Genomic DNA, 19,775 nt, shown 5'->3' with positions numbered 1-19,775 from the left:
AAGTGGCCTCGAAGCGCGCAAGCCCGACAACGATACGCAGGCATCGGAATCTCGAACCGGACGTCGCCAGGACGCCCTCTGGAAGTCCCCGACGAAGCCAAAGCGTCGCAATATTACCCTGAGCACGCTAATTGCGGCCAAACCGTTGTAATTTTGCAACAACTTTGATCAACGCCAGAGGGGGTGGCCTTTGGGGCCGGTAAAATTCGACCGCCCTTCGTCGATCCATTGCATCGCTTCATCGCATATCGGCCTGCGCCCGAGACATTCGGCGCCCGACGCGATGGAACTTCGATCTGCATGCGGCGCTTGAGCCTCATCGTGTTGGCACACGTCGGCCCTCCCGGCCTGTGCCTGTGTTCAAGGGAGTAAGAGGGGAATATCATGACAATTCAACGTACACGGGCCCTCACGGGCACCGCGGTGGCGGCCATCGCCACCGCATCGCTTTTTGCCACGCCGGCACAGGCGGGTCATCTTTCGTGCGGCGTCTCGGAGCCGACCACCTACGATTTCACCAGTTCAGACGCGGCGCCTGGTACCGACGTCACCAACGGTTCTAGCGTCACCTATCTCCTGACGGAGACGGGTGAGCGCAATTCCTTCACCATCGGAACCGATAACTATCTGACCAACCAAGGCTCGATCGTGAATACGACGCCGGGTACGGCCGTGACGATCACCGGCGGCAACACCGTTGTCCAAAACGATTCCACCGGTACGATCACCGGCACCGTGGGTGTCGATGCCAGCACCGCTGGCGATACCTGCCAGGCCGTGATCAACCGTGGCTCGCTCACCGGCTCCGGCGGCACGGCCGTCGACCTTGGCGGCGGCGACGACTACTTCCAGAGCTGGGCCGGCTCGACCACCAGCGGCACGGTCCTCGGCGGCACGGGCGAAGACACGATCGTCTTCGGCAATGACACTGGCGCCAATTCGGACCTGTCGCTCACGGGCGTGAACGATGCCGCGAACTTCACCGGGTTCGAGGATTATGTGATCCTCACCTCGGGCGCCGGCAGCACGACCAACCTCACCGGCTTGGGTTCCACGGCGCTCACCATTGCCGACGGCAGCATGGTCACCCTGTCGGGCGACAATACGGATGACATTACCATCGGCGACGATGCGATGCTCACCGTGGCCGACACGGGTTCGGTCGTCGTCACCGACAATGAAGCTGCGATCGTCGGTTCGGATGGCGATAACAGCCTCGTCCTTTACGGCGATGTGTCGACCAATGGCGCCACCGCCATCGACCTCGGCGATGGTGCGGACAGCGTCCAATATTGGGATACGGCAACCGTCACCGGCATGATCGACGGCGGCCTTGGCGATGACAACATCACCTATGGCAACGACAGCGCGGTCGACGTATCGCGTTCGCTCGATCAGCTTGCCGGCTTCGAAACGGTCAACGTCACCACGCTCGGCGCGGGCGATGTCACGCTCACCGGTTCTAGCGATGCCGACCTCGTCGTGACCGACGACAGCATGGCGACGCTCGACGGCGACATCACCGGCGATGCCACCATCAGCGACAGCGCCACGCTGACCGTTGGTGAAGACGGCTCGATCATCGTCAGCGACGGCGAAGCCGCCGTGATGGGCGATGCGGGTGCCAACACGCTCATCGCTTATGGCGAAATCACCACCGACGGCGACACTGCCGTCGATCTTGGTGCTGGCGACGATGTCGTCCAGTATTGGGATAGCGCCACGATCACCGGCGACATCGATCTCGGCGACGACATGGATCTCGTCATCTATGGCAACGCCAGCGATGAAGACGTCAGCCGCTCGCTCGATCAGCTGACGAACGTCGAGGACATCCAGGTCCTGACGCAGGGCCTCGGCAACGTCACGCTCACTGGCACGTCGGACGCGATGCTCACCCTCGCCGCCGACAGCATGGCCATGCTCGACGGCGACCTCACCGAAATGGTCACGCTCGAAGCGGGCAGCGACTTCTCGGTCGGTGCTGATGGCAGCGTCGATGTCGCGGACGGAAATGCCGTTCTCGTCAATGGCGATGGCGTGATGATTTCCAATGCGGGGCTCATCAATTCGGGTGACGGCACCGATGCCACGCTCGACGACGACATCGGCATCTATGTCGGCGACAATGACGGCGTGATGATCACCAACGAAGCGACCGGGACCATCTCGGGAGACATCGGGATCGCCACCGTCGACGGCATGAATGCCTCGACCACGGTTGCCAACTACGGCTCGATCGAAGGCCGTGACGGCCTCGCCGCCGATCTCGGCGACGGCGACGACGTGTTCCAGCAGTGGAACTCGGCGACCGTCACCGGCGACGTCGATGGCGGCACCGGCACCGACGCGCTGATCTTCGGCAACGATACCGACGCCGACGTCAGCCGTACGCTCGACGCCTTCTCGTCGACCGGCGACTTCCTCAACTTCGAGGACGTCTCCTTCCTGCAGACCGGTACGGGCGGCTTCGTCCTGTCGGGTGCGGGCGACACCATGTTCACCGTCGGTGAAGACACCACGGTCACGCTGACCGGCGACACCACCGAAATGGTGACGCTCGCCGCCGGCTCGACCCTTGATGTCGACACCGATGGCAGCGTCATGGTCGACGATGGGAATGCGATCCTGGTCGACGGTGATGGCGTGACCATCAATGTCGATGGCATGGTCTCCTCGACCGATGCGACCGTTGGCGGCGATCTCGACCTCACCGACGATGCCGGCATCTATGCCGGCACCGGCGTTGGCACCGACATCACTATCGGCACCACCGGTTCGGTGTCGGGTGACATCGGCATCGCCTCGCTCGACGGCAGCCAGGTGACCATCACTTCGGCTGGCGACATCACCGGCACCGGCGGCACCGCCGTCGCGCTCGGCGATGGCGACGACATGGTGACCTTCACCACCGGTGCCAGCACCGATGGTGACGTGAACCTTGGCGGCGGCGACGACATGCTCGTCTTCGACGGCGTGGAAGACTTCGCCACCTTCATGGGCGACTTTGATGGCGGCGACGGTACGGACAGCTTCGAGATCGTCAATTCGATGCTCAATGCGGACCTCGGCCCGCTCGGCTTCGAAACCGCCACGCTGAGCGACAGCATGGTGGTGGGCGATGTCACCTTCGCGGGCGACCTCACCCTCGACGGCACGAACAGCTTCGACCTGGGGCTAGACAGCCTGACGATCGACGGTGACGGCACGCTCGCCGCGACCGGCGAAGTCCTGATCGACACCCCGCTCGATGCCGACCTCATCGACATGGACATTGCGGTCGTCACGACCACCGGCACCTTCACCGATGCCGGCGGCACGGTCACCGTCAATGACGACGACCTGTTCCTCGACTATGTCACCACCGTGGACGGCACCGGCATCTCGGTCGCGGTCAATGGCGTGAATGTCGGCGTGGACAGCCTCGATCCGAACATCGTCGTGCTGGGCGATGCGCTGACCGACGGCTTCCTCGACGGAACCATCGATCCGGCCAACCTGGACATCATCAACGCCCTCGATCCGGCAGACTTCGACCGCTTTGCCGCCGAAGTTCTTCCGATCCTCGATGGCGGCGTGTCGCGCGAACTGTTCGAAGCGCACAAGACGATGAACCAGTATCTCGACGGTCCGCGTGCGGATCTCGACAGCCCGGGCGTGAACCTCTGGGTGCAGGGTAGCTACCGTGCCGCGGAAGCAGACGCCTTCTCGGTGACCAACGTCGGTTACGAAGCCGACACCTGGACCGCGAGCATCGGTGCCGACGTCGATCTGGGCGGTGCCCGTATCGGTCTCACCGGTGGCTATGCCAATATCGATTTCGGCGACAACGACCTTGTCTACGATCGCGATATCGGTGCCTACAAGGCCGCCATCTACGCGCTGGCGAACCTCGGCTCGAATGGCTTCATCAACGGTGAACTGGGTTATGTCTGGGCCGACGGCTCGGCCCTGCGCGACACCGACCTTGGCTTGGTCACCAACGACTATGACCTCGACGGTCTGGTCGCCAGTGCCAACCTCGGCTTCGGTATCCCGCTGAGCCCGGCGCTGTCGATCGTCCCGACCATCGGTGTCGACTATGCCGACTTTGGCTATGACGAAACCGAAGTCGGTGGCTTCGACTTCGCCATCGACCGCGAAGGCAACGACTGGTTCGAAGGCAAGGCCGGTGCCAACCTCATCTATGATGCTGGTGGCATCGACTTCCGTGTCGGCGGTTTCTACGTCGAGAACTTCGGTGACGATGAAGACGTGGTTCGCCTGACCTCGGCCGAACTGGGTAGCTTCGACGTGGTGCAGCGCCGCGTTGGTGTCGACGACCACTTCGAACTCGACGCCGAAGCCGGCTTCGACATCGGTGCCGGTCGTCTGGCGCTCGCTTACGGTGGCGACTTTGCCGACGGCTACAATGCACATCAGGGCCTTGTCCGTCTGAGCTTCGCCCTCGGTGGCGCGGCGCCGGCCATGCCGGCTCCCCCGCCGGTAGTGTCGCGGCCGACGCCGCCGCCGCCCCCGCCCCCGGCGACCATCACCTGCCCCGACGGCACGGTGATCCTGGCGACCGAGCAGTGCCCGCCGCCGCCGCCGCCGCCGCCGCCGCCGCCGCCCGCTCCGGAACCGGAGCGCGGCTAAGGCCCGGGGCCGGTAAAACGGCCAGAAGAGGAAAGGGTCGGTCTTCGGACCGGCCCTTTTCTTTTGGACGGGATGCAGACCCCAAGAGGCTGGATGCAAGCTTTCCTAACGACGGCAAGTGAAAAGGGCCGGTCCTCTCGGACCGACCCTTCTTCGTTTCAGACCCGGGAAAATTCGGGTGCTAGAAGCTCAGTCGCACCGTCGCCCGGATATCGCGCCCGGCCAGCGGCGCGAAGTCCTTGGTGAAGCTCGCATGGCGCCGCGCGGTAACGTCGAAGATGTTGTTGGCCTGAAGCATCAGCACCGTCTCGCTATCCTCGCCCAAGGGCTTCCAGCTCACCGAGCCGTTGACCATGGTGAAGCCGTCGGTGTCGGTCTCGAACGCCGCCGTGCGCTCCTGCGCCGCAACCCGCTCCACCTCGCCGCGCACCGACAGCGTATCGCGTGACACGCTCAGCCCGGCACCGACCCGCAGCGGCGGGATCCGCGGCACGGGCGAGCCGTCTTCCAGCGTGGCGCGGATATAATCGGCGACGACGTCGCCCTCCACGCTCCAGCGCCCGTCCTGCCACAGCGGCGCGGACGCCTCGAGCTCGACACCCCAGAAATCGGCGCCCTGCTGGCGATATTCGAACAGCGGCAATTCGTCCTCTTCCAGTCCCGTATCTGCCTCGTAGACGAAATCGTCGAACCAATTGGCCCATAGCGTCGCCCGCGCGGCGACCGCACGGCTCTCGTAACGAGCGAACAATTCGCCGCCCACGCTGCTTTCGACGCCAAGGTCCGGATCGCCCACCTCGAAGGCCGAGGTGGCGATATGCGGCCCGTCGGAGAACAGCTCCTCAGGGCTCGGCGCACGCTCGGTATAGGACAGGTTGGCGCCAATGGTGGCGTCGGGCCCGACCTCGTAATTGGTGCCGAGCGCCCCCGAGACCGTCGTGAAATTGCGGCTGATGTCGAAAAAGCCACTGTCGTGCTCGGTGAAATCGATCCGCGCGGCGGCCTCGATACCCAGCGCGCCGGGCTGGAATTCCTCGAGCGCGAAGATGCCGAAGCTCGTCGTCTCATTGTCGCGCAGAAACGCTTCTGCGCCCACGGCGTCAAACTCGCGCGCATAATATTGCACGCCGAAAGCGCCATGGAGCCCGTCGCGATCGGCCTGCTTGAGCTCAAACCGCGCTTCGAAGCCCGAGGAATCGAACACCGTGCCGACTTCCTCGCCCTCGAATTCGGTGTGGGTATAGTCGGCGGTGGCAAGACGCAGCGTGGCATGCTCGAAGAAACCGTCGAGATTGACACGCGCGCGCGCGTCGAGCCGCTCCTGCCGCATGCCGATCGACACCATTTCCTCGCCCTCTTCTTCCTCGCCTTCCTCGCCTTCCTCGTGATGATGATGCGCGCCGGGACGGGTCGGAACGCCATAGTCGGTGTCGAAAATGCTGTAGGATGCGCCGACTTCGAAACGCTCGCCGACATATCCGAGGCCTGCCGCTGCCGACCATTGCTCGAACCCGCTATTGGGAAGCACGCCGCGCAGATCGGCGAGTTCCTCCAGTTCCTCGGCTTCCTCGAAATGCCCTTCCTCGCGCTCCTCGGCCGCTTCCTCCAGCGCTTCGGCTCGCAGCGCATCGGACAGGACGAAGCCGCCGACCTCGAGATCCTCGCCGCGGTTCCAACTGCCATCGACATGGAAATACAGGTCTTCGACCAGTTCCACGTCGAGCGCGGCGCCCAGCGCCGATCCATCGTCGGCGCTGCGCAGCTGGCCGAGGAAATCGACATGATATCCCTCGTTGGTGTCGGTGCGCGGGATGCGCCGGTCGATCACGTTGACCGCCCCGCCGATCGCCTGCCCGCCGAAAATCAGCACGGCGGGCCCGCGCAGCACCTCGATCCGCTCGGCGGTCAGCGGGTCGATCGTCACGGCATGGTCGGCCGAGGTGTTGGACACGTCGATCGAGCCGATGCCGTCGTTGAGGACGCGCACGCGCTCACCCGAAAAGCCGCGCAGGATCGGGCGCGAGGCACCGGGAGTGAAGCTGCTGGCGCTCACGCCCGCCACCCCGGTCAGCGCGTCGCCGACCTGCGTCTCGATGCTGCGGACCAGATCCTCGCCCTCGACAACCGAGGCGCCGGCAAGAAGGTCGAGCCCCTCGATCACATGGCCGGTGATAACGATACGGTCTTCTTCGGCGGGCGAGTCGGTCGGGGCGGAAGCGGATTGGACGGACGCTAGGGCGGTCGATGCGAGAAGCAAGCTGATCATGCCGAGCCAGATAGACGTAACATTATATCAAGACAATGAATGGCCGGCTGTGGGCCAATTTGTTAGCGATGAGGCGCCCGGCACATGCGACCAACCGAAAAGGGCCCCTGCATCGCTGCAAGGGCCCTTCAAAGGGTGTCCGATCATCGTGACGGCTCCTAGGGGTCGATCCCCGCCGCGATGGCCTCGAGCTTGCGAACCCGTTCGCGCAGGTCGGCGATCTCGATCATCCCGCCCGCCGGCGCGATCTCGGCATCCATCCGCCCATCGAGTTCGGCGCGCTTGAGATCGAGCCATCCGGTAAAGGCGCGAAGGCCGGAAAAGGCAGCCAGCGCTGCAACGGCGAGCACCGACAGGCCCACAAGGGCAATGCTCAGCGGATCGGTCATCAGGCATCTCCTTCGCTGGCGGCGGCAGCATCCTTGCCCGCCTCGGCCTTCTTGGCATCGACCTTGGCGCGCAGCTCCTCGATCTCGCGGGCCAGCTTGTCGCTGTCATGGCTCGACAGGTGATGGTCGATCGCCATCATGCGACGGTCGCGATCGTCGAGCTTGGTGCGAAGGTCGTGGACCGACCCGCGCGGCGCCTTATGCTCGATGCTGCGCGCCGTCGTGTTCCCGGCACCCAATTCCTTGGCGCGCATGAAGGTGAGCGCGAGCCCGGCGGCGATATAAGCGCCGACCGCCAGCTCCCATTCGATGACGAGGAAGGTGAAGATGAAGGCGATGCGCAGGAAGGTCGGATCGACCCCGAAGCGCTTGCCCGCCGCGGCGCACACTCCCGCGACCTTCTTGTCTTCCCTGGCGAGGCTGTAGCGATACTGCTTGCTCATTGACGGTCCCCTTTGTCGCCCGCCTCTTGCATCGTCGCGCGGGCTTTCTTCATTTCCTCGAGCGCTTCCAGCGCCCGTTCCTCGGCCTTCAATTCGGCGAATTCCTCTTCGAGGCTCTTCGCGCCCAGCCCCATCGCATCGGCATGACCCTCGGCCATGTCGGCGCGGCGTTCGAGCTGTTCGAACCGCGCGAATGCGTCCTCGGTGCGCTCACCATAAAGCAATTCGCGGGCGCGGGCACGGCTCATCGCGCTCTCGATGCGGCTGGCGATCGAGGCCTGCCGGCTGCGCGCCTCGTGCAGCTTGGACTGGAGCCGCTGGATGTCGGCCTCATAACCCTTCAGCACCTCCTCGATGCCGCTCATCTCGCTCGCCAGGCTGCCGAGCATGTCGCTCACCTTGCTGCGCTCGATCAGCGCCTGCTTGGCGAGGTCTTCGCGGCCTTTCTCGAGCGCCAATTCGGCGCGGCCCTGCCAGTCGAGGCTGAGCTGCTCGAGACGGCCATGCGCGGCGCGCATTTCCGTCAGGTCGGCGATCGCCCGGGCCGCTGTGGCGCGGGTCTCGGCGAGCACGTCTTCCATTTCCATGATGATCATGCGGATCATCTTGGCCGGGTCCTGGCTCTTCTCGATCAACTCGTTGACATTGGCCGCGATGATGTCGCGGGCCCGGGTAAAGATCGGTCCCGACAGCATCGCGCCCAGCGGGGCGAGACGCCCGCCGTTACCGGCCCCCGCGCTCTCGGTCCGCCCCAGCGGCTCGAGGTTGCGCACGCGCTTCTTTGGCTGTGCATGGATCGGGGTCAGGTCAGGCATGGGCGGGCATCACGATCGCGCTGGCGGACAGGTCGCTCGGGGCCACGGCGGCGCCGATGGCGATCGAGCTCATCAGGATGGAGGCGAAGGCAGCCACCAGGTGGCGTTGGAAATTGTTGCCGAACATGATCATCAAACTCCCCTTTATTATCGGGCGACCCATCGCGTCGGGCCGCATGGACCATGATATGCACGGGGCGTGCCAATTTGTTTTTTGTCGAAAAACCCAGGTTTTTTCGCCCGCCTTTGTCGGTTTGGTGGGATTCGCCACCATGGGTTGGGATGCGGTCCCAACCGCCCGCCGCGCGTGTCGAAGCCTCGCCTCGCTCGGACCCCCGCACGCGGTTGGTGCGTTCATTGCTCGAACCATTTTCATCCTGTCGGAGAATTCTTCATGCTGTTTCGTAATATCGCCACCGGCCTTGCCGGTCGTCAGGTCGCCAAGACGCTGGGCGGCGGCGCGCTCGGCACTGCCGCGGCGGCCGCGCTTCCCTTCATTGCCAAGCGCGGCCTCGGCCCGCTCGGCGCCGCGCTCACTGCCGGCTGGGCCGTGAAGAAGGGGCTCGAATGGCGCCGCAACCGTCGCCTCCGCGCGCAGGGATATCCCGACGGTGCCGTCCCGGTGACGGCCCCGCCCGCCTGAAATTGATCCAGATTAAAGCGTTAGGAAACAAAGGCTAAGTCGGCTTACGATGTCTTAACCCTGATCGGGGCAATGCCTCGATCATGGTTGAGAATCAGTATTTCCGCGAATCCCGCGCGTCCGTCTTCACCCGCTTCCTGCGCGACAGCGCCGCGGCCACGCCCGAGCTGAACGCCTTTCGCGTTTCGGGTCTTCGCGGCGTCGCGCGGTTCGGCTGGGGATGCACCATCGGCCTGCTCGTCCTCGCGCTGCTTACCGACACGGTCGACCCGCTGCCCGTCATCGGCATCAGCGCGCTCCTGAGCCTCGCCTGCTCGCTCGCGGCCCATGCCAAGACCTATCGCTTCGCCACCTTCCTGCCCGCCGCGCTCATGACCGCGATCCAGCCCTCGTTGCTCGTCTATACCTTCCAAGGGTCGATGTGGCAGATGGAGGGCCATCTCTACTTCTTCCCCGCCCTCGCCGCGCTCGTGCTGCTGATCGACTGGCGTCCGATCCTGCTCGGCGCGGGCATCGTCGCCGTCCACCACCTGCTGCTCGGCTATTTCCTGCCCGATTGGGTGTTCATGGGCGGCTGGAGCCTGCTACGCGTCATCGTCCATGCCGTCGCGGTCGTCATCCTCGCCGGTCTCACCGCCAACGTCTCGATCACCGCCAGCCGCCTCCTCAACCGCCAGGGCGAGGATGCCGAAGCGCAGCGGCTCGCTTTCGAAGAGGCCGAACAGGCGCGCCAGGCCGCAGAGCAGGCGCTCGCCGCGCAGGCCCGTGCCGAAACCGGCCTCGACGAGGAACGCCTCATGCGCCTCGAGGCAGAGCGCGAGGCCGAAGAAGCGCGGCGCGAGGCGGTGCACGACCTTGCCGACCGTTTCGAGGAATCCATCGCGGGCATCGCCGCCGCCGTCGGCGCCGCCGCCAACCAGCTCGAAGCCTCCGCCGAAGCAATGAACGGCATTGCGCGCTCGACCGGCGATCAGGCCAACGAGGCCATGACGCAGGCCCGCCTCGCCGCCGAGAGCGCCGAACAGGTCACCCAGCGCGTCGTCGACCTGTCGCGCTCGGTCGCCACCATTGCCGACACCAGCCGCCAGCAGGCCGCCTTGTCCGAAGATGCGCGCCAATCGACCGACATGGGCGAGCGCACCGTGCGCACGCTCACCGCGCGCACCGCCAATGTCGAGCATTTCATCGACCTTATCCGCGGCGTTGCGCACAAGACCAACCTGCTCGCCCTCAATGCCACCATCGAGGCGGCGCGAGCGGGCGAGGCCGGTCGCGGCTTCGCGGTCGTCGCCGGAGAGGTGAAGAGCCTCGCAGGACAGGCGGGCAAGGCCACCGACGAGGTCACCACCCTCATCTCGACCATCGGCGAGGGCGCGCGCGGTGCCGACGATGCCTTTGGCGAGGTCGCCTCGACTGTCGATCGCCTGCTCGCGCATGTCGCCGAGGTGCAGGCCGAGCTCGAACAGCAACGCGCTGTATCGGACATCATCCAGCAGACCGCCGAGGAAAATGCGCTCTCCGTCGATTCGATGGCGCGCTTCTGCACCGCGCTCGCCGACGAAGCCCAGTCGAGTTCGCGCCTGTCCGAAGAGGTGCGCACGGCCTCCGCGCGGCTTGCCGACAGCGCCGAGACGCTACAGGCCGCCACGCGCGACTTCATCGGCCAGCTACGCGCTGCCTAAGCTGGCACCTGTCTTGAAAGAAGAGCCAGGGACGGCTCAGCCTTCGGGCTGGTCGTCCTCTTCGCCCTCGACATAGGGCTCGACCTTGCCCTTGAGCTTGACCGTCATCGGATTGCCGAAGCGGTCGCGGCTCTTGCCCGCAGCGATGCGGATCCAGCCCTCGGACAGGCAATATTCCTCGACGTTGACCTTTTCCTGGCCATTGAAGCGGATGCCGATGCCCTTCGCCAGCAGTTCGCCGTCGAAATAGGGGCTCTTGGGGTCCATGCACAGCCGATCGGGCAGCTGGGTCTTTTCATTCTCGCTCATGCGCCGCGCTTAGCGCCCCCGCGCGCGCGGCGTCAATCGCTACGCGCCTGCTCGCCACGCCGACACAAGCCGTGCCCCGATTGCCAAGCCGGTCCACCCCCCTCATAACGGCGCCAAAACCATCAGGGGATCCTATTATGAAATCGCTCCTCCTGCTGCTCGCCAGCGCCGCCGTCATCGTCACACCCGCTCGTGCGCAGGACGAGCATGGTCACAGCCATGACGCCCCCACGCTCTCCGAGGACTTGGCCGAAGCGCCGGAGAGCGAGACCAGCGACTGGGACGTCACCCAGATGCGCGGCCCCGGCGAGATGGTCGCGCTCGATACCACCCAGGGCACCTGGATCAGCCTCGACGTCTCGCCCGACGGGCGCGAGATCGTCTTCGACTTGCTCGGCGACCTCTACCTGCTCCCCATCACGGGCGGCGAAGCGGTGCCCATCGCCACCGGCCATCAATGGGACATGCAGCCCGTCTTCTCGCCTGACGGGAGCGAAATCGCCTTCACCTCCGATCGTGGCGGCGGCGACAATCTGTGGGTCATGAACCGCGACGGCACCGAACCGCGTCAGGTGTCGGACGAGAGCTTCCGCCTCCTCAACCAGCCTGCCTGGACGCCGGACGGCGAATATATCGTCGGGCGCAAGCATTTCACTTCGGACCGCTCGCTCGGCGCGGGCGAGATGTGGCTCTACCATGCCTCGGGCGTGGGCGGCGGCGTGCAGATGACCAAGAAGCGCACCGACGAAAAGGACACCGGCGAACCCGCCTTCAGCCCCGACGGTCGCTATATGTATTTTTCGGACGACGCGACGGCGGGCGACACGTTCCAATATTCCAAGGACGTCAATGGCCAGATCTACGTGATCAAGCGCCTCGACCGCGAGACGGGCGAGATCGAGACCATCGTCTCGGGCGCCGGCGGCGCCATCCGCCCCGCTCCCTCGCCCGACGGCAAGAGCCTCGCCTTCATCCGCCGCATCCGCGCCAAGACCGTGCTCATGCAGATGGACCTCGCCAGCGGCCGCATCACCCCGCTGACCGACATGCTCGACCGCGATATGCAGGAAACCTGGGCGGTGCACGGCGTCTATCCGCATCTCGCCTGGACCCCCGACAGTCGCTCGATCGTCTTCTGGGCCAAGGGCGGCATCCACCGCGTCGACACCGCCACCCGCGCCGTCAGCGAGATCCCCTTCCGCGTCACCGGCCAGCGCTGGGTCGCCGATGCGGTGCGTCACGACAAGCGCATCGGCCAGCCCAGCTTCGAGACCAGGGCGCTGCGCTTCACCACCATGAGCCCCGCCGGCGATGCCGTGATCTTCGAGGCGCTCGGCCGCCTTTATCGCCGCGACCTCTCGAGCGGCCAGACCCGTCCGCTGACCGCCGCCACCGACGCCTTCCAATCCTACCCGACATTCAGCCGCGACGGACGCCAGCTCGCCTGGGTCGAATGGGACGACGAGCAACTCTCGCGGCTCATGGTCGCCCGCGCCGACGGCAGCCGCGCCCGCGCCCTCGACCTCCCGCCCGGCCATTATGTCGAGCCCGCCTTCAGCCCCGATGGTCGCCACCTCGCCTATCGCCGCACCTCGGGCGGCTATGTCACCAGCCCGCTCTACAGCCGCGACACTGGGCTCTATCTCGCCAGCCTGTCGGGCGGCGCCCCCGAACGCATCTCGAAAAGCGGCACCAAGCCGCAATTCGGCCGCGACCCTAATCGTCTCTTCTTCCAAGCCAGCGAAGAGGAAAAGACCCTTCTGCGCTCGGTCCGCCTCGACACGCGCGAGACGCAGGATCATCTCTCGAGCGAATTCGCAGGCGACTTCAAGCTCTCGCCCGACGGCACCTTCATTGCCTGGACCGAGCGCTTCCAGACCTATGTCATGCCCTTCGCGCTCACGGGGCGCACCCTCGACGTCTCGCCCGGCGGCACCGCGCTGCCGCAAGCGAAAATCTCCAAGGATGTCGGCGACTGGGTGCATTGGTCCTCGGACGGCGACACGCTCTACTGGTCCGAAGGCCCGACCCTCTTCAGCCGCACGCTCGCCGAGATCGCCGATCTCGACGAGCCCGAGGATGAGGCCGATAGGATCGAGCCCACCCGCATCGCCGATCTCGCCATGACGGTCGATGCCGACCTCTCTTCCGACACCTATGTTCTCTCGGGCGCCCGGATCATCACCATGCGCGGCGACGAGGTTATCGAGGATGGCGCCGTCATGGTCGCCGACGGACGCATCGCCATGGTCGGCCCGCTCGCCGCCATGAGCTGGCCCGCCGACACCCGCGTCATCGATGTGTCGGGCAAGACCATCATCCCCGGCATGATCGATGCGCATTGGCACGGACCGATGGGCGCGGGCCTCACCATCCCGCAGCAGAATTGGAGCCACGCCGCCAGCCTCGCGCACGGCGTGACCACCGTCCACGACCCTTCCAACAACAGCTACACCGTCTTCGCGGCGGGCGAATATCAGCGTGCGGGCCGCATCATCGCCCCGCGCATTACCTCGACCGGCACCATCCTTTATGGCGCGACCACCGGCTTCACCGCCTCGATCGACAGCAAGGAGGATGCCCTTCGCCACCTGCGCCGCCTCAAGTCGCTCGGAGCCTGGTCGGTAAAGAGCTACAACCAGCCCCGCCGCGACCAGCGCCAGATGGTGCTCGAGGCCGCGCGCGAGGTCGGCATGGACGTCGTCCCTGAGGGCGGCAGCCTATTCCAGCACAATATGACCATGGTCGCGGATGGGCACACGACCATCGAACATGCGCTGCCGGTGCAGGTCATCTATGACGACGTCAAACAGTTCTGGGGCGGCAAGGAAGGCCCCGCCACCGCCTACACGCCGACCCTGAACGTCGCTTATGGCGGGCCGTGGGGCGAGATGTGGTGGTACCAGACCACCCCTGTCTGGGCCGATCCCGTCCTCAACAAATGGGTTCCTCGCGCCACCCTCGACGCCGCCGCCCGCCGCGGCACCTTCTTTCCCGAGGAAGAGAATAATCTCGAAAAGGTCGCGCAGGCCGCCGCGCAATTGAGCGATCTCGGCGTCCTCACCAACATCGGCGCCCACGGCCAGCGCGAGGGTCTCGGCGCGCATTGGGAAATCTGGAGCTATGCGCTGGGCGGCATGAGCAATCATGACGCGCTCAAAACCGCAACGATCAATCCGGCGCTGAGCCTCGGCCTCGCGCAGGACCTCGGCTCGATCGAACCGGGCAAGCTCGCCGACATGGTCATCCTCGATGCCGACCCGCTGGAAAATATCCGCAACTCGACGAGCGTCGCGATGGTGATGCAGGACGGCAAGCTCTACGACACCGATCTCCAGATCATCGCCGGCGGCACCGGCGGCCTAGACCCCTTCTGGTTCCAATCGGACGCGGGCAGTGCCTACACGATGAGCGCCAGCGAGGCCGAAGGCGTCCACCAGCATTAGGCCCGATTAACCACCCTCCCTTGAGGCCGCGCCCGTTACCGTTTAAGGGCGCGCCCGAGAGGATCGTCGGCGCGTCCACACGCGTTGGCGACAGGAGAGGACCAAGATGTCATCAAGCGAAACGCGGACCAATCGGCCTGCGCTGAAATTGCACGTTCCCGAACCGGCCTATCGTCCCGGCGATACGCCCGACTATTCGAACGTCACCGTCCCCGCCGCAGGCGAAGCGCCGCGCCCCGACAGCGCGTGCGACGACAAGGACACGATCCCGCTCACGACCCATCTCGTCCGCGTCCTCGACGATGACGGCAAGGCGGTCGGCCCGTGGGATCCCAAGCTCGATGTCGAAGTGCTGAAGAAGATCTACCGCGACATGGTTACGGTCCGCATCTTCGATGACCGTATGTATCGCGCCCAGCGACAGGGCAAGACCAGCTTCTACATGAAGTGTACCGGCGAGGAGGCGATCGCCACCAGCGCCGCTGCCGCGATGGACGCCGAGGACATCCACTTCCCGACCTATCGCCAGCAGGGACTGCTCGTAAGCCGCGGCTATCCGCTCGTGAAGATGATGTGCCAAATCTATTCGAACGCGGGCGATCATATGAAGGGCCGCCAGCTGCCGATCATGTATTCGGACAAGGAGAAGGGCTTTTTCTCCATCTCGGGCAATCTCGCCACGCAATTTCCGCAGGCGGTCGGCTGGGCCATGGCCAGCGCGATCAAGGGCGACAGCCGGATCGCGATGGGCTGGATCGGCGACGGTGCGACGGCGGAGGGCGACTTCCACGCCGCCATGACCTTCGCCTCGGTCTACCAGGCCCCCGTCATCCTCGCCTGCGTCAACAATCAGTGGGCGATCAGCTCGTTCAGCGGCATCGCGGGCGCCGAACAGGCCACATTCGCCAGCCGCGCCGTGGGCTATGGCATGGCGGGGCTGCGCGTCGACGGCAATGACGTGCTCGCCGTCTATGCCGCCGTCCGCTGGGCCGCCGAGCGCGCGCGCTCGAACAACGGCCCGACCTTCATCGAATTCTTCACCTACCGCGCCGAGGGCCATTCGACCTCGGATGATCCCACCGGCTACCGCCCCAAGGAAGAGAGCGAGGCCTGGCCGCTCGGTGATCCGATCCTGCGCCTCAAGCAGCACCTCGTCGGCCTCGGCGCATGGGATGACGCTCAGGACAAGGCGCTCGAGGAGGAAACCTCCGCCACCGTCCGCGCCGCGCAGAAGGAAGCTGAGAAATTGGGCGTCCTTTCCGAACAGGGTGACGAGGGCAAGGAGACGATGTTCGAGGACGTCTATGCCGACATGCCTTGGCATATCGCCGAACAGCGCGATGCCGCGCTGAAGGAGGGCGAATAATGGCCGTCATGAACATGATCCAGGCGCTCAACGATGCGCACAAGGTCGCCATGCGCGCCGATAACGACGTCGTCGTCTTCGGCGAGGATGCGGGCTATTTCGGCGGCGTCTTCCGCGTCACCGAGGGCCTCCAGAAGGAATTCGGCAAGACCCGCGCCTTCGACGCACCGATCAGCGAAAACGGCATCGCCGCCGTCGCAGTCGGGATGGCCGCTTATGGCCTCAAGCCCCTGATCGAGATCCAGTTCGCCGATTACATCTACCCCGCCTACGACCAGATCGTCAGCGAGGTCGCCAAGATGCGCTATCGCACGGCTGGCGAATGGACGATGCCGATGGTGATCCGCTCGCCTTATGGCGGCGGGATCTATGGCGGTCAGACGCACAGCCAGAGCCCCGAGAGTCTGTTCACCCACATCGCGGGGCTGAAGGTCGTGGTGCCGTCCAACCCCTATGACGCCAAGGGCCTGCTGCTCGCCGCCGTCGAGGATCCCGACCCCGTGATCTTCTTCGAGCCCAAGCGCATCTACAACGGTCCCTTCTCGGGCCATCACGACCAGCCGGTCGTGCCCTGGTCGAAGGCCGAGAACAGCGAGGTGCCCGAGGGCCATTATACCGTGCCGCTCGGCAAGGCGAACGTGGTCCGCGAAGGCGAGGCGCTCACCGTCCTCACCTATGGCACCATGGTCCATGTGACCGCGGCGGCGATGGAAGAAGCCGATGTCGATGCCGAGATCGTCGACCTGCGCACGCTGGTGCCGCTCGACATCGAGACGATCGAGGCGTCGGTGAAAAAGACCGGCCGCTGCCTCATCGTCCATGAAGCCCCGCGCACCTCGGGCTTCGGCGCCGAATTGTCAGCGCTGGTGACCGAACGCTGCTTCTATCATCTCGAAGCGCCGGTCGAGCGCGTGACGGGTTGGGACACCCCCTACCCGCATAGCTACGAATGGACCTATTTCCCGGGCCCCGCCCGCATCAAGACTGCATTGAAGAAAGTGATGGCCGACTGATGGGTACCTACAACTTCAAGCTCCCCGACATCGGCGAAGGCATCGCCGAGGCCGAGATCGTCGAATGGCACGTGAAGCTCGGCGACATGATCGAGGAAGACGCCCATCTCGCCGACATGATGACCGACAAGGCCACGGTGGAAATGGAAAGCCCCGTCGCCGGCAAGGTCGTGAAGCTGGCGGGCGAGGTCGGCGACATGATCGCCATCGGCTCGGTCCTCGTCGAGATCGAAACCGAGGGTGACGCGCCCAAGGCCGACGAGGCACCCGCCCCCGCCGCCGAGGAGGAAATGCCGCTCGGTGACGGCGCCGAAGAGCCGACCGAGGCGCAGGAAGAGCAAATTCCAGTCGTCGACAAGGCTGAGGCAGCCCCTGCCCCCACGCCCGAACCCGAAGTCCACGTCGAAGCGAAGGGCGACAAGGTCCTCGCCTCGCCGACCGTTCGCCAGCGCGCGCGCGACCTCGGCATCGACCTTGCGCAGGTCAAGACCACCTCAGATCGCGTCCGTCACGCCGATCTCGACGCCTACCTCCTCTACAATGGCGGCAGCGTCAGTCACGGCGGCTCGGCCCCGCGCGCCGACGAGACCATCAAGGTCGTCGGCATGCGCCGCAAGATCGCCGAGAATATGCAGGCGGCCAAGCGCAAGATCCCGCATTTCACGTTGGTCGACGAATTCGACATGACCGCGCTCGAGGAAACGCGCGCCATGATGAACAGGGATCGCGGGTCGAAGCCCAAGCTGACCGTCCTGCCCTTCCTCATCACCGCGATGGCCAAGGCACTGCCCGATTTCCCGATGCTCAACGCCACCTATGACGACGAGGCGAATATCATCACCCGATCGGGCGCGATGCATCTCGGCATGGCGGCGCAGACCGATGCGGGCCTCATGGTCCCCGTCATCAAGAACGCCGAAGCCAAGTCGGTGTGGCAGCTCGCATCCGAGATCAACCGCCTCGCTGAAGAAGCGCGCTCGGGCAAGATCGACCGCGCCGACCTCCAGGGCGCGACCATTTCGCTGTCGTCGCTCGGCCCGATGGGCGGCCTCGTCTCGACCCCCGTGATCAGCCCGCCGCAGGTGGCGATCATCGCGGTTAACAAGATGCAGGAACTGCCCGTCATCGAGGATGGCGAGATCGTCGCCAAGAAGAAGATGAACCTCTCGCTGTCATGCGACCACCGCGTCGTCGATGGCTGGGACGCAGCTAGCTTCCTCCAGCATCTTCGCAGCTTCATCGAAAACCCGATCCGGCTGCTCAGCGCCTGATGACAAACTGGCGTCCGGCCGCGCTGCTGTCGCTCGCAGCCCTCGCCACCATGCTGGGCGCCTATCTGGCCGGTGCGCCGCCGGGCCGCATCGCGGTCTATGGCGGTGCGCTGGCCGCCGGATGGTTGCTGCTCGGGCTCCGCAGGCTCTTGCCGCCGCTCCACGCCGCGTGGCTGCTGCTCGTCCCGATGCTCATCGCCTTACCGATGTTGACCGGGCCCGAGTTCGAGGGCGCGAGCCGATGGCTGCCGATCGGTCCCGTCCGCCTTCAGCCCGCGCTCATCCTGCTTCCGCTGCTCCTCGACGCGCCGCGCTCGAGGCTTCAGGCCATTGCTGTCCTCGTCTCGATGATCGCGCTCATCTTCCAGCCCGACTGGGGCACCTTCTTCGCCCTGGCCAGCGCACTGATCATTCTCGTGCCTTCCGAACGCCTTCGGGACCGTCTGATGGTCGCGGCGGCCTTGGCGCTGCTTGCCGTCCACCTCTCGACCGAGACCGCCACCACCGTGCGTTTCATCGAGAATGTGCTGACCGATTTACAGACATTCCCGCTCGGTTCGATCCTTGCTTATGGCGCAGCGCTCGTTCTTGGGGCTTGGGCTCTGGCCGAGGATCATGCGACATCGACCTCCCTTCAGCTTTTCTGGGGCGGCGCGCTGCTTGCTTCTCTCATCGGCCCCTACCCCACGCCTTTGCTGGGGCTGTCAGCCAGCGCCTTGCTGGGACTTTTCCTGTCGCTTCCGGCCAAAGACAGGGCAACATTCAAAGCCTAGCGGCTTCGAACGACCTCCACGCGTTCGCGCGCCATTTCTAGCGCTGCGTCATGCAACCGCTGCATCGGTTCGCCGTCGCGACCGCCAGCGAAGATCTCCTCGGTGGTCAGTCCCGCCTCGGCGAGGTCGGCGATAACGATCAGCAGGACTTCCTCGCGCGCATCGTCGCTCGTCACCTGGTGAAACTGGGCACTCATCGTTTCGGCAGGCATCGAAAAGCCTGCCGCCTCGATCAGCCCGAGCACCTTCTCGGCTTCCGACCCCGGCGGCGGCACGTCGCCCGACGCCCCGAAACGCGCCCGATAGTAGAGTTGGGCATCTCCCAGAGTGGCCAACGGCCATCCCTTGTCGGAAAAGTCGTACCTCGCCCCCGGCACGCTCGGCAGATAGCTTTCATATTGTACCCAATAGGCGCGGTCTACGACACGGTCCGCCCCCGCTTCCACGAAGACGTGAATTTCCGCATCGGCCACGGCCTTCAGATCGTAACGCACCGACCCGACTGGCACAGTACCGGCAGGCAGCCGGATCACCATTTCGGCGTATCGCGGCGAGATGACGGTTTCGGACACGAACCGCGCCGTGGCGGGACGCTCGCCGATATGCGGAACCGAGGAGTGGGTCGAGGCGCAGCCGCCAAGCAGCAATGCCGATGCGAACAGGGCAGGGCGAATGAACATCGCCCTGCCCTAGCTGCTGTGTTGCTGCAATCAAACAGCTTTCG

The 19,775-nt window shown here is 65.2% G+C and carries 15 protein-coding genes; 8 read left to right on the top strand and 7 right to left on the bottom strand.

Features of this window, described 5'->3' with window-relative positions; genetic code table 11:
- The first annotated feature begins 384 nt into the window (after nt 1–384).
- A complete protein-coding gene (locus NUW51_RS00295) occupies nt 385–4,635 on the top strand; it encodes a beta strand repeat-containing protein (protein ID WP_265561695.1) in 4,251 nt (1,416 codons plus the stop codon).
- A gap of 181 nt (nt 4,636–4,816) precedes the next feature.
- On the opposite strand, the gene NUW51_RS00290 is transcribed toward NUW51_RS00295, so the two are convergent.
- From NUW51_RS00290 to NUW51_RS00270, 5 genes are all read right to left on the bottom strand, one after another.
- A complete protein-coding gene (locus tag NUW51_RS00290) occupies nt 4,817–6,901 on the bottom strand; it encodes a TonB-dependent receptor (protein ID WP_265561694.1) in 2,085 nt (694 codons plus the stop codon).
- Between the two features lie 158 nt (nt 6,902–7,059).
- On the bottom strand, nt 7,060–7,290 hold the full coding sequence (locus tag NUW51_RS00285) for a hypothetical protein (RefSeq protein WP_265561693.1): 231 nt from the start codon (nt 7,288–7,290) through the stop codon (nt 7,060–7,062).
- Nucleotides 7,290–7,733 carry a PspC domain-containing protein gene (locus NUW51_RS00280; protein ID WP_265561692.1) on the bottom strand — a complete coding sequence of 148 codons (444 nt, stop codon included), beginning with the start codon at nt 7,731–7,733 and terminating at the stop codon, nt 7,290–7,292. The genes NUW51_RS00285 and NUW51_RS00280 overlap by 1 nt, the downstream gene beginning before the upstream one ends.
- The gene (locus NUW51_RS00275) at nt 7,730–8,548 is read right to left on the bottom strand and encodes a PspA/IM30 family protein (protein WP_265561691.1); all 819 of its coding nucleotides are present in this window, start codon (nt 8,546–8,548) and stop codon (nt 7,730–7,732) included. The genes NUW51_RS00280 and NUW51_RS00275 overlap by 4 nt, the downstream gene beginning before the upstream one ends.
- Nucleotides 8,541–8,681, bottom strand: coding sequence for a hypothetical protein (locus NUW51_RS00270; protein ID WP_265561690.1), 141 nt, complete (start codon nt 8,679–8,681; stop codon nt 8,541–8,543). Before NUW51_RS00270 ends, NUW51_RS00275 begins: the two co-directional genes overlap by 8 nt.
- A 261-nt stretch (nt 8,682–8,942) precedes the next feature.
- Between NUW51_RS00270 and NUW51_RS00265 the strand changes: the two genes are divergently transcribed.
- Both NUW51_RS00265 and NUW51_RS00260 read left to right on the top strand, forming a co-directional pair.
- On the top strand, nt 8,943–9,191 hold the full coding sequence (locus NUW51_RS00265; RefSeq protein ID WP_265561689.1) for a hypothetical protein: 249 nt from the start codon (nt 8,943–8,945) through the stop codon (nt 9,189–9,191).
- 83 nt (nt 9,192–9,274) lie between these two features.
- Nucleotides 9,275–10,873 carry a methyl-accepting chemotaxis protein gene (locus tag NUW51_RS00260; protein ID WP_265561688.1) on the top strand — a complete coding sequence of 533 codons (1,599 nt, stop codon included), beginning with the start codon at nt 9,275–9,277 and terminating at the stop codon, nt 10,871–10,873.
- A gap of 36 nt (nt 10,874–10,909) precedes the next feature.
- Here NUW51_RS00260 and NUW51_RS00255 read toward each other — a convergent pair whose 3' ends face one another.
- On the bottom strand, nt 10,910–11,182 hold the full coding sequence (locus NUW51_RS00255; protein WP_265561687.1) for a DUF3297 family protein: 273 nt from the start codon (nt 11,180–11,182) through the stop codon (nt 10,910–10,912).
- Between the two features lie 137 nt (nt 11,183–11,319).
- Here NUW51_RS00255 and NUW51_RS00250 point away from each other — a divergent pair, with 137 nt between their 5' ends.
- From NUW51_RS00250 to NUW51_RS00230, 5 genes are all read left to right on the top strand, one after another.
- On the top strand, nt 11,320–14,628 hold the full coding sequence (locus NUW51_RS00250; RefSeq protein WP_265561686.1) for an amidohydrolase family protein: 3,309 nt from the start codon (nt 11,320–11,322) through the stop codon (nt 14,626–14,628).
- A 106-nt stretch (nt 14,629–14,734) separates the two neighbouring features.
- Nucleotides 14,735–15,994 carry a 3-methyl-2-oxobutanoate dehydrogenase (2-methylpropanoyl-transferring) subunit alpha gene (locus tag NUW51_RS00245; RefSeq protein ID WP_265561685.1) on the top strand — a complete coding sequence of 420 codons (1,260 nt, stop codon included), beginning with the start codon at nt 14,735–14,737 and terminating at the stop codon, nt 15,992–15,994.
- Nucleotides 15,995–16,002: 8 nt separating this feature from the next.
- Entirely contained in the window at nt 16,003–17,007 is a 1,005-nt protein-coding gene (locus tag NUW51_RS00240) for an alpha-ketoacid dehydrogenase subunit beta (RefSeq protein ID WP_265587887.1), read from the top strand.
- Nucleotides 17,007–18,278 (top strand): dihydrolipoamide acetyltransferase family protein, encoded by a 1,272-nt coding sequence (locus tag NUW51_RS00235; protein WP_265561684.1) that lies wholly within the window; start codon nt 17,007–17,009, stop codon nt 18,276–18,278. The genes NUW51_RS00240 and NUW51_RS00235 overlap by 1 nt, the downstream gene beginning before the upstream one ends.
- Nucleotides 18,278–19,051 carry a hypothetical protein gene (locus NUW51_RS00230; protein WP_265561683.1) on the top strand — a complete coding sequence of 258 codons (774 nt, stop codon included), beginning with the start codon at nt 18,278–18,280 and terminating at the stop codon, nt 19,049–19,051. Before NUW51_RS00235 ends, NUW51_RS00230 begins: the two co-directional genes overlap by 1 nt.
- On the opposite strand, the gene NUW51_RS00225 is transcribed toward NUW51_RS00230, so the two are convergent.
- Nucleotides 19,048–19,731 (bottom strand): hypothetical protein, encoded by a 684-nt coding sequence (locus tag NUW51_RS00225; RefSeq protein ID WP_265561682.1) that lies wholly within the window; start codon nt 19,729–19,731, stop codon nt 19,048–19,050. The two genes, NUW51_RS00230 and NUW51_RS00225, sit on opposite strands and share 4 nt — an antisense overlap.
- Between the last annotated feature and the right edge of the window lie 44 nt (nt 19,732–19,775).

Source organism: Sphingomicrobium arenosum (genome assembly GCF_026157085.1).
In the GTDB taxonomy this organism is placed as follows: domain Bacteria; phylum Pseudomonadota; class Alphaproteobacteria; order Sphingomonadales; family Sphingomonadaceae; genus Sphingomicrobium; species Sphingomicrobium arenosum.
Note: the sequence above shows the minus strand (reverse complement) of the source record. Positions and strands in the feature narration are given on the sequence as shown.

Excerpts from the sequence above, each read along its gene's own strand:
- NUW51_RS00295 (WP_265561695.1), top strand. The coding sequence starts at position 385 with ATGACAATTCAACGTACACGGGCCCTCACGGGCACCGCGGTGGCGGCC.
- NUW51_RS00290 (WP_265561694.1), bottom strand. The coding sequence starts at position 6,901 with ATGATCAGCTTGCTTCTCGCATCGACCGCCCTAGCGTCCGTCCAATCC.
- NUW51_RS00285 (WP_265561693.1), bottom strand. The coding sequence starts at position 7,290 with ATGACCGATCCGCTGAGCATTGCCCTTGTGGGCCTGTCGGTGCTCGCC.
- NUW51_RS00280 (WP_265561692.1), bottom strand. The coding sequence starts at position 7,733 with ATGAGCAAGCAGTATCGCTACAGCCTCGCCAGGGAAGACAAGAAGGTC.
- NUW51_RS00275 (WP_265561691.1), bottom strand. The coding sequence starts at position 8,548 with ATGCCTGACCTGACCCCGATCCATGCACAGCCAAAGAAGCGCGTGCGC.
- NUW51_RS00270 (WP_265561690.1), bottom strand. The coding sequence starts at position 8,681 with ATGATCATGTTCGGCAACAATTTCCAACGCCACCTGGTGGCTGCCTTC.
- NUW51_RS00265 (WP_265561689.1), top strand. The coding sequence starts at position 8,943 with ATGCTGTTTCGTAATATCGCCACCGGCCTTGCCGGTCGTCAGGTCGCC.
- NUW51_RS00260 (WP_265561688.1), top strand. The coding sequence starts at position 9,275 with ATGGTTGAGAATCAGTATTTCCGCGAATCCCGCGCGTCCGTCTTCACC.
- NUW51_RS00255 (WP_265561687.1), bottom strand. The coding sequence starts at position 11,182 with ATGAGCGAGAATGAAAAGACCCAGCTGCCCGATCGGCTGTGCATGGAC.
- NUW51_RS00250 (WP_265561686.1), top strand. The coding sequence starts at position 11,320 with ATGAAATCGCTCCTCCTGCTGCTCGCCAGCGCCGCCGTCATCGTCACA.
- NUW51_RS00245 (WP_265561685.1), top strand. The coding sequence starts at position 14,735 with ATGTCATCAAGCGAAACGCGGACCAATCGGCCTGCGCTGAAATTGCAC.
- NUW51_RS00240 (WP_265587887.1), top strand. The coding sequence starts at position 16,003 with ATGAACATGATCCAGGCGCTCAACGATGCGCACAAGGTCGCCATGCGC.
- NUW51_RS00235 (WP_265561684.1), top strand. The coding sequence starts at position 17,007 with ATGGGTACCTACAACTTCAAGCTCCCCGACATCGGCGAAGGCATCGCC.
- NUW51_RS00230 (WP_265561683.1), top strand. The coding sequence starts at position 18,278 with ATGACAAACTGGCGTCCGGCCGCGCTGCTGTCGCTCGCAGCCCTCGCC.
- NUW51_RS00225 (WP_265561682.1), bottom strand. The coding sequence starts at position 19,731 with ATGTTCATTCGCCCTGCCCTGTTCGCATCGGCATTGCTGCTTGGCGGC.